Here is a 13,660-nt window from a genome sequence, read left to right as displayed (position 1 = left end):
GGTCGTTGCGGTCAGCATAGGCGTCCAGCCCCATGGCTGGAAGTGCTGGTCGGTGGGTCGTGCGAGCGAGGCTAGCGGTGGGGCGTGTTGGGGGCATGTCGTGAATGTATCAGCTTTGAAATAATTGCCCGTAAATGCCTGCCCGATGGCGCTTGGTCAGTATTTACCGATCATCGGATCCCGCAACGCCGCCGCTTGCGCTACAATCCGCGCCGATTTCGACTTGCCTGAGAGCCCATTCCAATGTCCGTCTGCCAGACTCCTATCATCGTCGCCCTGGATTACCCCACTCGTGACGCCGCACTGAAGCTGGCTGACCAGTTGGACCCGAAGCTTTGCCGGGTCAAGGTCGGCAAGGAACTGTTCACCAGTTGCGCCGCAGAAATCGTCGGCACCCTGCGTGATAAAGGTTTCGAGGTGTTCCTCGACCTGAAATTCCACGATATCCCGAACACCACCGCCATGGCGGTCAAGGCCGCTGCCGAAATGGGCGTGTGGATGGTCAACGTGCACTGCTCCGGTGGCCTGCGCATGATGAGCGCGTGCCGTGAGGTGCTGGAACAGCGCAGCGGTCCCAAGCCTTTGTTGATCGGCGTGACTGTGCTCACCAGCATGGAACGTGAAGACCTGGCCGGCATCGGTTTGGACATCGAGCCTCAGGAGCAGGTGCTGCGACTGGCGGCCCTGGCGCAGAAAGCCGGTCTCGACGGCCTGGTGTGCTCGGCGCTGGAAGCCCAGGCCTTGAAAACCGCGCACCCGTCGCTGCAACTGGTGACCCCGGGGATTCGTCCGGCGGGCAGTGCCCAGGATGACCAGCGCCGTATCCTGACGCCGCGACAGGCGCTGGACGCGGGTTCCGATTACCTGGTGATTGGCCGTCCGATCAGCCAGGCGGCCGATCCGGCCAAAGCGTTGGCGGCAGTCGTTGCCGAGATCGCCTGAACAACACCCCCTGTAGGAGCCGGCGTGCCGGCGATAGCGGCCTTGAGATCAATGCTCAAGGGCCTCATCGCCGGCAAGCCGGCTCCTACATAAGCTGGGGGTCAGTTGACCTTCAGCACCAACTTGCCGAAATTCTCGCCGTTGAACAGCTTCATCAACGTCTCCGGGAACGTCTCCAGCCCCTCCACGATATCTTCTTTGCTCTTGAGTTTGCCTTGGGCCATCCAGCCGGCCATTTCCTGCCCGGCAGCGGCGAAGCCTGCGGCGTGGTCCATCACTACGAACCCTTCCATGCGCGCGCGATTGACCAGCAGTGACAAGTAGTTGGCCGGACCTTTCACGGCTTCCTTGTTGTTGTACTGGCTGATGGCGCCACAGATGACCACGCGGGCCTTCAGTGCCAGGCGGCTGAGGACAGCGTCGAGAATATCGCCGCCGACGTTATCGAAATACACGTCCACGCCCTTGGGGCACTCGCGCTTGAGGGCAGCGGGCACGTCTTCGCTTTTGTAGTCGATGGCGGCGTCGAAGCCCAATTCATCTATCAGGAACTTGCACTTGTCGGCGCCGCCGGCAATGCCCACCACGCGGCAACCCTTGAGCTTGGCGATCTGCCCGGCAATGCTGCCCACGGCGCCCGCCGCGCCGGAGATCACCACGGTTTCGCCGGCCTTGGGCGCACCCGTTTCCAGCAGCGCAAAGTAGGCGGTCATGCCGGTCATGCCCAGCGCGGACAGATAGCGCGGCAAAGGCGCCAGTTTCGGATCAACCTTGTAGAAGCCACGTGGCTCGCCGAGGAAATAATCCTGCACGCCAAGGGCGCCGTTGACGTAGTCGCCGACAGAGAATTTCGGGTTGTTTGACGCGATCACCTCTCCCACACCCAGTGCGCGCATTACCTCACCGATGCCGACAGGCGGAATGTAGGACTTGCCTTCATTCATCCAGCCGCGCATGGCTGGGTCGAGGGACAGGTATTCGTTGTGCACCAGCACTTGGCCCTCTTGGGGCGTGCCCACCGGGACTTCCTGATAAGTGAAGGTGTCCCGGGTGGCTGCGCCGACCGGGCGCTTGGCGAGCAGGAACTGGCGGTTGGTCTGGGCGGTCATGGCAGCGACTCTTCTGGAAATGAACCTGAAGTGATAGACCTTCAACGGGTAGGGAGCAAGGTTCACCGAGAGCGCGAATGCCGGTCGATAGGTGGTGTTGATAGTTGACCTATCTCTCTTATCACTGCGATCCATGCAGCGCCAACCGGCGGTTTGATAGTGCTGACGCGTCCAAGGCGGCGTTGGCTAGACTCGACCCACGGCTATTTTCTCCCACAGGACATCTTCTATGAGCATGACGTTTTCCGGCCAGGTCGCCCTGGTGACCGGCGCCGCTGCCGGTATTGGCCGCGCCACCGCGTTGGCGTTCGCCGCCGAAGGCTTGAAGGTCGTGGTTGCCGACTTGGACGCGGTGGGCGGCGAAGGCACCGTCGCCCTGATCCACCAGGCGGGTGGCGAAGCGCTGTTTGTGCGTTGCAACGTCACGCTGGAGGCGCAAGTGCAGCAATTGATGGCCCAGACCATCGCCGCCTATGGTCGCCTGGACTATGCATTTAATAACGCCGGGATCGAGATCGAAAAGGGCAAGCTGGCCGACGGCAACCTGGATGAGTTCGACGCAATCATGGGCGTTAACGTCAAAGGCGTGTGGTTGTGCATGAAGCACCAGTTGCCGCTGTTGTTGGCCCAGGGCGGCGGCGCCATTGTCAACACCGCCTCGGTCGCGGGCCTGGGGGCTGCGCCGAAGATGAGCATTTATGCGGCCTCCAAACATGCGGTGATCGGCCTGACCAAATCGGCGGCCATCGAGTATGCGAAGAAGAAAATCCGCGTCAACGCAGTCTGCCCGGCGGTGATCGATACCGATATGTTCCGGCGCGCCTATGAGGCCGACCCACGCAAGGCTGAATTTGCCGCCGCCATGCACCCGGTCGGGCGCATCGGCAAGGTCGAGGAAATCGCCAGCGCGGTCTTATACCTGTGCAGTGATGGCGCCGCATTTACCACAGGCCAAGCTTTGGCGGTGGACGGTGGTGCGACCGCTATCTAGGACCTCACGCCGCCCTTCATTCGAAAAGGTTTGGGGGGGTGTGGGGCGTTTCCATAGCTGGCACCGTGCCCTGTCAGAATGTGTATCAATAGGTAAATAATTCAATAAAATCAATACTTTAATAAGACTTGGCGCGCGGTCGAAATGCGCTTCTGTGCTTAACTGTTCTGGGTTGAATATCAGTCAGTTGAAGTGAGTGGCGCATGGATTTAGGGATCGATCGACAAGCCCTTGTACCGGTGGTGCAGCAAATTATCAGCGCTGTGGCGCAATGGATTCGCATGAGTGGGGTGAGCCCCGGCACACGCTTACCGTCCGTTCGACAGGTGGCCCTCGATAACCTGCTCAGCCAATCCAGCGTGATCGAGGCGTTCGAGCGGATGGTCGCCCAGGGATTGCTGGTTTCCAAGCACGGTTCGGGTTTCAGCGTGGCCCAGCCGTCAACGTTGTATGAGGGCCAGTGGTATGAAGGCGCGGAGCGGGAGTGGGGCGCCTTCGTCGATAGTCCGCTGGGCGAGTTGAAGCTGGGCTGCGGTTGGTTGCCCGATGCCTGGCGTGAAAGCGATGACATCAGTTACGCGATTCGTGAAGTCACTCGAACCGACACCGCCGGCCTGTTCAATTACAGCACGCCATTGGGGTTGCCGGCGCTGCGCGAGCAAGTGTTCAAGCGTCTGAGTCGAATCCACATTGCCGCCCACCAGGACCGTATCCTCATCACAGCGGGCGCGAGCCATGCCCAGGACCTGCTGATACGCACGTTGCTCAAGGCCGGCGACTGCGTGGTGGTCGAAACACCCGGGTACGGCAACCTCTATCGGCAATTAGGCTTCCACGGCGTGCAATTGCTGCAAGTGCCGCGAACGCCTGGTGGCCCTGACATTCCGGCGCTGGAAGCGCTGCTGCAGCAGCATCGGCCCAAGTGCCTATTCGTCAACAGCCTGTATCACAATCCCACCGGCTCCAGCTTGAGTCGTACCGTGGGCGAGCGTTTGCTGGCGCTGGCGCAGCGCGACAACTTCCTGATCATCGAAGAGGATGTCCTCGGCGACCTGCAGCACCCCAGTTGTACGCGCCTTTCGGCGTTACCCCATGATGATCGGGTGATCTACGTCGCCAGCTTTTCCAAGACCTTGAGCAGTGCCTTGCGCGTGGGTTACCTGAGTGCCAGCGCCGCGATCATCGCGCAGTTGGCCAGCCTCAAGACCCTGACCGGTTTTGGCACCTCACGCTTCGCCGAATCGGTGGTGGCCACGCTGCTGGCTAATGGCACTTATCGCAAATGGGTACAGCGCTTGCGCAAGCGGCTGAATACGCAAATGACGGCTACGCTGCAGGTACTGGAGGACGAGGAGTGGGAGGTGTTCGCCGCACCTGCTGGCGGCATGTTTTTGTGGGCGCGACCAAGGGCAGGCGATCCATCGCGGTTGCAGGCATGCGCCCGCAGACTCGGGGTTTTATTGTCGTCGGGAGCGCTATTCAGTCCAACCAGCGAGCCCAGTGAGTGGTTGCGTATCAACGTGGCCTATGCCGATGATCAACGGGCCTTGGCGTTGTTCCGTGCCATGGGACCCGCCAGATCGACCTCGACCATTCTGAAAACGACGGGCGTGTAGCTTTTTGCCATTATTGTGGCGCCAACGACTTGTGTTCAGTGCCTTGTGGTTGCGAATCTCGCCTGTGTAAACCGGGCTTGATGGCAACCGCCATTGCAAGAGGATTCAAGTGCAATGATTTCGGCCGTGCAACGACAATTCGCCAACCTCGGTATGGCGAAAAAACTGGGCTTGGGTTTCACCCTGGTATTGCTGCTGACGGCCTTGGTCGCGGCGATCGGTGTGTGGTCCCTGCAAACCGTTGGCCAGCGTTTCGAAGGGCTCAAGGCCATGTCGTCGCTTAACAGCGGCTTGCTCAAGGTGCGCCTGATCGAGCAGGACTACGCGTTGCATGCCGACCCCAAGGCCGTTGACGCCCTGCACGAAAGCGTCGATGCCCTGGCGGCTCTCGCGACCAGTCTCAAGTCCCAGTCGGCGACCAACGTGCCGGTGATGACCGATGTCGAACAGGCCTTGGCGGCCTACCGCAAGGCGTTCGATGAGTTTGTCGAATTGACCCAGACCAAAGACCTGGCGTTGGAAATGGCCAGTTGGTCGGTGTCCAGTGTGGCCAATAACCTCGACGTGTTGCAGGCCGGGCTGGCGGACGACGGCGCCTATGGCTTGAAGGAAAGCCAGGGCAAGGAAGGCGCTGAGTTTATCGAGCAGGCGGGGCAGGTCAGCCAGGTGTCGCGCCTGATGCTGCAAGCAATGAATGAAGCCCATGTGCGGCTCGACCAGAGCCGCAAGGCCGATCAAGACGACGCAGAGCAGGGCAAGATCGAGCAGGCTGACCAGGCTCTTGCCCAGGTCGAGCAACTGAAGACCTCAGTCAAGGACTCCGGCTACCAGACCGTGCTCAATGAAGTTTCCGGGCATATCGCCGCGTTCAGTGAAAAACTCGGCGAGTACACCGGGCTGCTGGCCCAGGAAAAGGTGGTCTACAAGCAGCTGCATGATAGGGCGGAACAGGTCGTCAGCCGGGTCAACCAGGCCTACGACGCCGAAGACCAGTCGATGCAGGCGCAGTTGAAGAAAAGCGCAATGCTGATCATCGGCTCTTCGGCCTTGGCGTTGTTGGTGGGTTTGATTGCGGCCTGGGTGATCACCCGCTTGATCGTCGCGCCGCTGCGCAGCGTGATTGCCGTGGCCCAGCAGATTGCCGCCGGCGATTTGAGCGGGCGCATGGAGGTCAGCCGTCGTGATGAAATCGGCCAGTTGATGCAGGCGATGCAACAGATGGGTAATGGCTTGAGCCAAATGGTCAGAGGCCTGCAAGCCGGTATCGAGCAACTGGCCAGTTCGGCGCATTCATTGTCCAGTGTCACCGAGCAGACCAACGTCGAGGTCAGCAGCCAGAAAGAAGAAACCGAACAGGTCGCCACGGCGATGAACCAGATGACTGCCACCGTGCACGACGTGGCTCGCAACGCCGAAGAGGCCGCGCAAGCCGCACAGACGGCAGATGATAAAGTCGACAGCGGCCAACAGGTGGTGCGCCAGAGTTTGCAGCGCATTGAATTGCTGGCCACATCCAGCACCTCTGCCAGCGCCAGCATCGAGAGCCTGAGCGCTGAAATTCAAAATATCGGCACCGTGTTGAGTGTGATCAAAAGCGTGGCCGAACAGACCAACCTGCTCGCTCTCAACGCCGCCATCGAAGCCGCCCGCGCCGGCGAGCAGGGCCGAGGTTTTGCGGTGGTCGCCGATGAAGTACGGGCCTTGGCCAAGCGTACCCAGCAATCCACCGAGGAGATCGAACGACTGGTCAGCACCTTGCGCAGCGCTGCCCAGTCCTCGGTGCAGCAGATCCAGCAAAGCGGGGAGTTGGTGAAGCTGGCGGTAAGCGATGCCCTGGAAACCGAAAGTGCCTTGGGCAGCATCGCAGTGGCAGTGTCGCTGATCCAGCAGATGAACCAGCAGATTGCCGCGGCGGCCGAGGAGCAAAGTTCGGTGGCCGAAGAGATCAACCGCAGCGTCACCAGCATCCGCGCCAGTGCCGATCAGTCGGCGCTGAGCATGCAAGGCAACGCCGCGTCGAGCATTCAACTGGCGCAGTTAGGCGCGGAACTCAAGGGCATGGTGGGGCACTTCCGCCTGTGATCGCCGCGCGTTGGCAGCGACCACAGGGGAGGGTGGTCAGGCGTTGTTGGCGAGGAAGGTCAGCAGGGCTTCGTTGACGAAGTCCGGGTTTTCCCTGGCGCTGATATGGCCGGCTTCGGGAATCAGGATCAGGCTGCAACCGATCAGGCCCGCCATCTCCTCGGACTCGGCGGGAGGGCGCGGTTTGTCATGCTCGCCGCACATCAGCAACGTGGTGTCGGCGTCCAGGCGCGGCAGTCGCTCCAGTACGTCTTCGCGACTGAAGATCAATCGACCCAAGGGCACGATGCTCTGCAACAGACGTTCTTTCGAGTAACCCTGCAGTTGCCGGCGGAAATCCTGGTACAGCGCTGATTCGCGGTCGATACCCGGACGGAAGAAGATCGGCGCGACCACATCCAGCAACGGCTCGGGGATGGCACCGGCGTCTTCAATCATCTTGAACAGCGAGAAGTAATACTGGCGCGTGGCCTCGGGCTCGGCGCCCAGGTAGGTGTCCATCAGCACCAAGCTGTTGATCCGCTCGGGCGCCAGCAGTGCCAGGCGTGCGCCCCACATCCCGCCGACCGAGAGCCCCACCAGGTTGATCGCTGGGATATCCAGCTGGTCGAGCAGGGCCAGGGCTTGGCGCGCGAGGTCGTCCAGGGAATGGGTTTGCGCGGGCAATGCACCGGATTCACCATGGCCCCACAGCTCGGGCACGATCACACGGTATTGTTGCGACAGCGCTTCGATCTGCGGCGCCCACATGTCGGCGTCCCACAGGTAGCTTGAGCCCAGCAGTACGACCGGGCCGGTGCCCTGGTCCAAGTAGTGCAGCGGTTGTCCATCAATGACGGCGACAGGCATAACAGGCCTCTGACTTCACGGAGTAAGGGGCACTTTTTTACGCTAGTCGGGGGCGGGGGGATAGATGCAAAGTGATGGCATCTTGTGAAGCGGTAGGTTGTTTGTACAGACCTGGTCTTGTAGTGAGCGGGCTTGCCCCGCGCTGGGCTGCGTAGCAGCCCCAATAAAAACCCCTCGTTCTGGCAGACAGATCGGGGGGTTAGGTTTTAGGGCCGCTGCGCAGCCCCGCGCGGGGCAAGCCCGCTCACCACAGGCCCGCCCAACTACCGCGCAATCAGTCGTAGATGACTTTCTTCTTCCACTCGGCGTCGGCATCCACCACTTTGAGGCCTTCGGTCAGTTCGTTGACCTCGTCTTCGGCGGGCTTGCTGTTGGTCAGCACCGTGGAGTTGGCGCGGGCAAGCTGGGCTTCCAGTTGTTGCAGCTGTGCGCTGTAGATCACCGGCTCCGGCTGTTTACGCAGGTATTGCACGCCACGCTCGAACGCCAGGCGTGCCTGGCCCGGCTGGCCTTGTTGCAAGGCGTGCTGGCCGAGGTTGTTGAAGAACTCGATGTGCAGCAACACCAGGATATGGCGGATTTCCCGGATCCAGTGCTTGGCCTCGTTGGCCGGCAGGAAACCGTCCTGGGCGGCGCGTGTGACCTGGCCGTGCAGGGCTTCGAGCAGGAAGCGCACATCCTTTGCCTTGGCTTCGGTCTGGATCGGCGCGGGCGGATTGTTCACCGGGATCGATTCGCCTTGGGCCACCAGCGTATTCAGCTCGGCGATGCGAGCCTTGAGCGGTGCGCTGCCTTTGTTGAGGTTCAACAGGCGCTGGTTGACGTTGAGTTCCAGGCGGGTCATCAACAGTTTGAGCGCCGGGGTCATCAACTGGCCGGGGAAGGTCTCGGTGATTTCACCGCAGCGACGCAGGCGATCATTAAGCTCGATCTCGGTGCGCTTCTTTTCCAGCTTGTTGTTTTCCACCACGTGGTTCATGTAGCCAATGGCGATCAGTATTACGATCCCGGCTATTACCAGCAGGGTGATCATGAGTGGTGTCACCGGTGTGACCTCTTTATAGGGTTTACAGTGGAGTGTAGTGACTGGGCCATCCGGCGGATAGGACTGATCGACCAGTTGCCCGGGTAGTTTGCTTCTATATATAGATAGGCGCTCCCTGCATGGATGCACATTGCCATCATTTGCTGGAGCGAACTATAGCGTCTTGTCGGGCGCCAGAATATAGGCGTCAAAGCCCGGACACGCACAATTCGCCTTCAGGCCCTGAAAGCAGGTCGAAGTCATTGATTTTAATAAATTTATCCTTGGGGGTTGACGACCTTTCAATCCATCCATAGAATGCGCGCCACTTAACGCGTAAAGCACACAGCGAAACGCAGCTAAGTAGTGAATGTTGTACGTGTGTCCCCTTCGTCTAGTGGCCTAGGACACCGCCCTTTCACGGCGGTAACAGGGGTTCGAGTCCCCTAGGGGACGCCAATATGCGGGAATAGCTCAGTTGGTAGAGCACGACCTTGCCAAGGTCGGGGTCGCGAGTTCGAGTCTCGTTTCCCGCTCCAAGTTTAAGCAGTGTGGCTCTCGGGCGGCACTGAGTGAAACCAGGGCATGATCTTCGGATCTAACCTCTGGACACTGAAATACACACCATGTGTTTCAGTTGTGTGTCCCCTTCGTCTAGTGGCCTAGGACACCGCCCTTTCACGGCGGTAACAGGGGTTCGAGTCCCCTAGGGGACGCCATTTGCGGGAATAGCTCAGTTGGTAGAGCACGACCTTGCCAAGGTCGGGGTCGCGAGTTCGAGTCTCGTTTCCCGCTCCAATTTAAGCAGTGTGGCCTTCGGGCGGCACTGAGTGAAACCAGGGCATGATCTTCGGATCTAACCTCTGGACACTGAAACACACACCATGTGCTTCAGTTGTGTGTCCCCTTCGTCTAGTGGCCTAGGACACCGCCCTTTCACGGCGGTAACAGGGGTTCGAGTCCCCTAGGGGACGCCATTTGCGGGAATAGCTCAGTTGGTAGAGCACGACCTTGCCAAGGTCGGGGTCGCGAGTTCGAGTCTCGTTTCCCGCTCCAAATATCGATCTACAGAGTTCCATGGAAGTCTGTAGGTTATTGAAAATAGACGCTTAGGCGTCTTTTTTCGTTCCAGTGCGATCAGCCGAGAACCATCGGTATCTCGACGTTTTCAGTCCAGAAATGAGTCCATGAAATCCGAATGGTCGCGATAGCGTTTGTCGCTGGAGAGGAGCGTTTGCGGGTACGGGCATCTTTCCCTGAATCCTATTCAGGAACTCGTACTATGGCACCTTCCACGCGCAGCGGTTCGCCAGTTCAAGGCGACCGGCAAACACTAAACCCTCGGTGATATGGGTCGACAGCTCGGCATTTTCCCCACGCATATATAGCGTCCCACGGACACTTGATCCTCCTAGACTGGTTTTTTCACCGCCCCGTCTCAAGGAGAAGCCGATGTCCGAGAACAATCCACTTTTGCAGCGGTATGACTTACCACCATTCTCTGCCATACGAGCAGAGCATTTGATACCGGCTGTCCAGGCGATCATTGCTGAAAGTCGTGTCATGACCACAGAGATCATTGCCAGCCAGAAATCCTTCCCAACATGGGACGATCTCGTGCTCGCCATAGATGAGTTGGAAGCCCGCCTGGACGGCACCCTCACTATCCTCCAGCTACTGGGTTCCGCCCGCATAGCGCCGGTCTGGCAGGAAGCAATTACGCGCTGTCAGGAGCTGGCAGAGCAGTACAAGAGTGAGCAGGCACAGAACAGCGAGCTGTATCAGCTGTATCGGCGGCTCGCCGATAGCCCGATTGCTGCGCTGTTCAATGAAGAGCGTAAACGTGCACTGCATAAAATCTTGCGCAAGTACCACTTGGTCGGCCTTGATCTGTCGTCCGAGCAGCAGTTGCAACTGACAAGCCTGAACATGGAAATCAGCAAGTTTCAGTTCGAGTTTCTGGCACGGGTGGAGGATTCGAACACGGCATGGAGCAAGCACATCGAAGACAGATCGTTGTTGATCGGTTTGCCGAACGCTGTGCAGGCACGCATGGAGGTCGCGGCTCAAGCAGCAGGTTTGACGGGTTGGTTGCTGACCCTTTCAACTCAATCCTATCGCGACATTGTGAACTATGCGGACAACCGGGACCTGCGTCGGGAAATGATGGCTGCTTACTACAGCCGTGCTTCTGGCACAGGTCCTGATGACCTGATTACCAACAACGAAAGGGTGTTGACGGTACTGCTTGATGATCGCCATAAAAAAGCGCAGCTCTTGGGTTATTCCAACTTTGCCCAACTGGCGGTGGGGGATCAGATGGCGGACACGACCGAGCAGGTCGTCGACTTTTTACATCACCAGATCGAGTTGTCGCGAAGCCTGTTTGCCCAAGATGCGGAGCAGGTTGAGAGCTTCGCTGCACAGCATGGAATTACGGATGTGAAGCCTTGGGACATTCATTATTTCGCTGAAAAAATTCGCCAGGACGTGGCAGGCATTTCCCAAGAGGCATTTCGCAACTACTTCCCCTTGGAGACGGTGTTGCAACGATTGTGCGCCTTCACAAAAACGCTGTTCGGTGTTGATCTGATCGAACACGCGGCTGCCGATACCTGGCATGAGGATGTGCGGGTATTTGAACTCAGAGAGTATGCGGAGCCAATCGGATATTTGTTCATTAACCCCTATCGCCGACAAGAAGCAGCGGGATTTGGTGATGCTTCAGGTTTACGTAACCGGCGGATCACCGCCGAAGGCAGGCCACGAAGCCCCTTGGTGGTGCTGAACAGCCGGTTGCAGCCCCCCACCGATACCCAACCCTGCTTGCTTGATCATTTGCAACTAAGGGTCTTGTTGCACGAGTTTGGTCATTGTCTGCAGCATCTGTTAACCGTCGCACCGTATCGGGCGATATCAGGCATCGGTCAATTGAGCCATGACTCTTCGGAGTTCGTCAGCCAGGTTCTGGAACAGTTTTGCTTCAAACAGTCGTTCCTGATTTGGTTATCAGGGCATTTCCAGACTGGACAACCCCTGCCTGACGATATCGCCTATAGGGTGAAGCGATTTGTCCATACTCAAACCAGTTGGGAAACGGCCTCTCTCTTGCTCGCCGGGCTCGTCGACTTCGAGTTGCACCGGACTTACGGCGACGGTCGAACACCTCATGATGTCTTCACCAGTGTCAATGCAGAAGTCGGGCTCTTGCAGTGGCCTGTTGATACCCGTCCAGTCAACAGTTTCGAACCGTTGGGGAGTGACTATGGGGCCAGAACTTATTCCTACAAGTGGTCGGGTGTACTTGCCAGGCAGGCGTTTGAACGTTTTGAGCGCGAGGGGCTGTTCAACCCTACTACCGGCAAGGCATTCCGTGATGCGTTCATCACCCAGGGTGATACCCGACCACTGATGACGTCACTTGAGCTTTTTCTCGGTCGCTCATAGAACGAGTCCAGTCTGTCCCATCAATTGGACGTGTCGAGTCAATTTGGCATTTACCACTGCTGCCATTCTCCGAGACCTATTATGTTATATCGGCATTTCATCCCCTTTTTATTACTTGCTTTGTATTGTGTTACCGGTCAAATCCATGCCAGAGATTTGACTGAAGGAATGACGGATCAAACCTCATCCGTGGCATTGCTTAACCACGACCAGCGTTACTCGCTATGGTCTGGCATCGGTCATTTGAAAAACGCCATCGGCCAAACCTGCAATGCGATATTACTGGATACCCGAAACCGTCAGGATAATGCCGTCGGCCCAGCCTATGTGCTGACCAGTGGGCACTGCGTGTTCTTTAGCTACGGCACGGCATATATCAACCAAACCATTGAAGCGAGTATCACCTTCAGATACTTCCACGATACACCTGCACAGCACCGGACTTTCCGGGTTAAAACTGCCCATTGGAGCAGCATGGTCGGCACCGATTTGGCGGTTCTTGAACTTGATACGCCACTGACCACACTCATCTCAGAGGGAATCATGCCACTCAAGCTCGCGACCCATCGCCATTCAGGCGAGCGTGAAGTAATCAATGTGGGATCCCCGATTGGGTTTCGACAGAACGGGCTGCGCATGAGCGTCTGCAAAGAAACGGGGGTAGACAGTTTTGTCGAACATCCTGGCGTATTTCCTGGCGCGATAAAAAACCGTTGTCGAGATCTTCAGTCCGGAAGTTCCGGAAGCCCGATGTTGGATCGCAGTACCAATGAAGTGACGGGCATTGTCAGCAAAGTAGCAGCGGTCATTAAAAACGACGTCCTTAACAACTGCCAAAACAACTCGGCGTGCGAAGCGGCCAAGTTCAACTACAGCTATCCAGCCAACGACCTGCATCATTGTTTTGTTGATGGTCAATTCTTGAACAGTACGGTGGATTGTCAGCTGAAAGCCGTCGAGATCATCATTGAAGAACCGTGGAAACTGAATCCTTATGTGCATAAGCAGCAGGACGTGCTTGGACGAAACGTCCGGCCCACCTGGAATATCAGATTCTCGCTCCAAAATGCTTACTATCGATTCAAGGCAGTACATGACGTTAAGGAATGTAGGTTTCCCAACGATTATCACAGCGCGATAGCGTCAACCGATGGCTATATCAATCAAGAGATCGGGCCGGCGCTAGGGGCTCATGTGTTGTGCATTGTAGGGATAGATAGCCAGAACGAAGCCCTGACGCCTGCCTTGCTCCACAATGTATTCACGCACTCCGTGTTCTTGACCGCTCCAGCGCCGACACCTCGGATCAACCTGAGTTACAGCATCGATTGGGACAACCAACACACAGATTTCACGCACCACCACTTCTATATGGACGCTTCGAATGGCGCTTCTTGCCAAGACATCGACGATGTCCGTTATACGCTTTCCACCGGCAGTTCTACCTATCGGGTATCTCAGCTACCCATCACGTTGTGCAGCTATGCACGCAACCTTGCGGGCCAACCATCCGCCGTACGTACGGATGTGATCGAAAGATCAATGTTTTTCCCGCCCATACAAGCGAAGAAGCCATCGCCACGACTGTAATAAGGCCTCA

9 protein-coding genes, 6 tRNA genes and 1 pseudogene are annotated in these 13,660 nt (G+C 57.9%); 13 read left to right on the top strand and 3 right to left on the bottom strand.

The window, feature by feature from the left end; all coding sequences use genetic code 11:
* Positions 1-243 precede the first annotated feature (243 nt).
* Positions 244-942, top strand: coding sequence for an orotidine-5'-phosphate decarboxylase (pyrF, locus tag ACP7C6_RS12580; RefSeq protein WP_010211681.1), 699 nt, complete (start codon positions 244-246; stop codon positions 940-942).
* A gap of 101 nt (positions 943-1,043) precedes the next feature.
* Here pyrF and ACP7C6_RS12575 read toward each other — a convergent pair whose 3' ends face one another.
* Complete coding sequence (locus tag ACP7C6_RS12575; protein WP_305384392.1) at positions 1,044-2,051, bottom strand: NADP-dependent oxidoreductase; 1,008 nt, start codon at positions 2,049-2,051, stop codon at positions 1,044-1,046.
* 229 nt (positions 2,052-2,280) lie between these two features.
* On the opposite strand from ACP7C6_RS12575, the gene ACP7C6_RS12570 reads away from it, so the two are divergent.
* The 4 genes and pseudogenes from ACP7C6_RS12570 to ACP7C6_RS12555 all read left to right on the top strand — a co-directional run bounded on the left by ACP7C6_RS12570 (position 2,281) and on the right by ACP7C6_RS12555 (position 6,740).
* Positions 2,281-3,042, top strand: a complete 762-nt coding sequence (locus ACP7C6_RS12570) for an SDR family oxidoreductase (protein WP_311895455.1) — start codon at positions 2,281-2,283, stop codon at positions 3,040-3,042.
* Positions 3,043-3,245: 203 nt separating this feature from the next.
* Positions 3,246-4,658, top strand: a complete 1,413-nt coding sequence (locus tag ACP7C6_RS12565) for a PLP-dependent aminotransferase family protein (protein WP_068932537.1) — start codon at positions 3,246-3,248, stop codon at positions 4,656-4,658.
* A 114-nt stretch (positions 4,659-4,772) separates the two neighbouring features.
* Positions 4,773-5,882, top strand: a pseudogene (locus ACP7C6_RS12560) (HAMP domain-containing protein); the annotation flags it as partial.
* Complete coding sequence (locus ACP7C6_RS12555; protein ID WP_394365184.1) at positions 5,859-6,740, top strand: methyl-accepting chemotaxis protein; 882 nt, start codon at positions 5,859-5,861, stop codon at positions 6,738-6,740. The pseudogene ACP7C6_RS12560 and the gene ACP7C6_RS12555, both read left to right, overlap by 24 nt.
* Before the next feature lie 36 nt (positions 6,741-6,776).
* Here ACP7C6_RS12555 and ACP7C6_RS12550 read toward each other — a convergent pair whose 3' ends face one another.
* Positions 6,777-7,589 (bottom strand): alpha/beta fold hydrolase, encoded by an 813-nt coding sequence (locus ACP7C6_RS12550; protein ID WP_311895458.1) that lies wholly within the window; start codon positions 7,587-7,589, stop codon positions 6,777-6,779.
* Between the two features lie 274 nt (positions 7,590-7,863).
* Positions 7,864-8,634, bottom strand: coding sequence for a hypothetical protein (locus ACP7C6_RS12545; protein ID WP_028615743.1), 771 nt, complete (start codon positions 8,632-8,634; stop codon positions 7,864-7,866).
* A gap of 362 nt (positions 8,635-8,996) precedes the next feature.
* Between ACP7C6_RS12545 and ACP7C6_RS12540 the strand changes: the two genes are divergently transcribed.
* The 8 genes from ACP7C6_RS12540 (at position 8,997) to ACP7C6_RS12505 (ending at position 13,650) form a co-directional block, all read left to right on the top strand.
* A tRNA-Glu gene (locus ACP7C6_RS12540) sits at positions 8,997-9,072 on the top strand.
* Positions 9,073-9,076: 4 nt separating this feature from the next.
* Positions 9,077-9,152, top strand: a tRNA-Gly gene (locus tag ACP7C6_RS12535).
* A 104-nt stretch (positions 9,153-9,256) separates the two neighbouring features.
* Positions 9,257-9,332 (top strand) — tRNA-Glu (locus ACP7C6_RS12530).
* Between the two features lie 3 nt (positions 9,333-9,335).
* A tRNA-Gly gene (locus ACP7C6_RS12525) sits at positions 9,336-9,411 on the top strand.
* Positions 9,412-9,514: 103 nt separating this feature from the next.
* Positions 9,515-9,590, top strand: a tRNA-Glu gene (locus ACP7C6_RS12520).
* Between the two features lie 3 nt (positions 9,591-9,593).
* A tRNA-Gly gene (locus ACP7C6_RS12515) sits at positions 9,594-9,669 on the top strand.
* A gap of 396 nt (positions 9,670-10,065) precedes the next feature.
* The gene (locus tag ACP7C6_RS12510) at positions 10,066-12,060 is read left to right on the top strand and encodes a M3 family metallopeptidase (protein ID WP_311895462.1); all 1,995 of its coding nucleotides are present in this window, start codon (positions 10,066-10,068) and stop codon (positions 12,058-12,060) included.
* Positions 12,061-12,228: 168 nt separating this feature from the next.
* Positions 12,229-13,650 (top strand): trypsin-like serine peptidase, encoded by a 1,422-nt coding sequence (locus ACP7C6_RS12505; RefSeq protein WP_426108817.1) that lies wholly within the window; start codon positions 12,229-12,231, stop codon positions 13,648-13,650.
* Positions 13,651-13,660 lie beyond the last annotated feature (10 nt).

The sequence above is a fragment of the Pseudomonas sp. TWR1-1-4 genome (assembly GCF_049897165.1).
Taxonomy (GTDB): Bacteria; Pseudomonadota; Gammaproteobacteria; order Pseudomonadales; family Pseudomonadaceae; genus Aquipseudomonas; species Aquipseudomonas canadensis.
The sequence above is the reverse complement of the archived record's forward strand: the minus strand, read 5'-3'. Positions and strand labels throughout refer to the sequence as shown.

Coding starts and splice junctions, on each gene's coding strand:
- ACP7C6_RS12510 (WP_311895462.1), top strand. CDS start 10,066: ATGTCCGAGAACAATCCACTTTTGCAGCGGTATGACTTACCACCATTC.
- ACP7C6_RS12570 (WP_311895455.1), top strand. CDS start 2,281: ATGAGCATGACGTTTTCCGGCCAGGTCGCCCTGGTGACCGGCGCCGCT.
- ACP7C6_RS12555 (WP_394365184.1), top strand. CDS start 5,859: ATGCAGGCGATGCAACAGATGGGTAATGGCTTGAGCCAAATGGTCAGA.
- ACP7C6_RS12550 (WP_311895458.1), bottom strand. CDS start 7,589: ATGCCTGTCGCCGTCATTGATGGACAACCGCTGCACTACTTGGACCAG.
- ACP7C6_RS12505 (WP_426108817.1), top strand. CDS start 12,229: ATGACGGATCAAACCTCATCCGTGGCATTGCTTAACCACGACCAGCGT.
- pyrF (WP_010211681.1), top strand. CDS start 244: ATGTCCGTCTGCCAGACTCCTATCATCGTCGCCCTGGATTACCCCACT.
- ACP7C6_RS12575 (WP_305384392.1), bottom strand. CDS start 2,051: ATGACCGCCCAGACCAACCGCCAGTTCCTGCTCGCCAAGCGCCCGGTC.
- ACP7C6_RS12565 (WP_068932537.1), top strand. CDS start 3,246: ATGGATTTAGGGATCGATCGACAAGCCCTTGTACCGGTGGTGCAGCAA.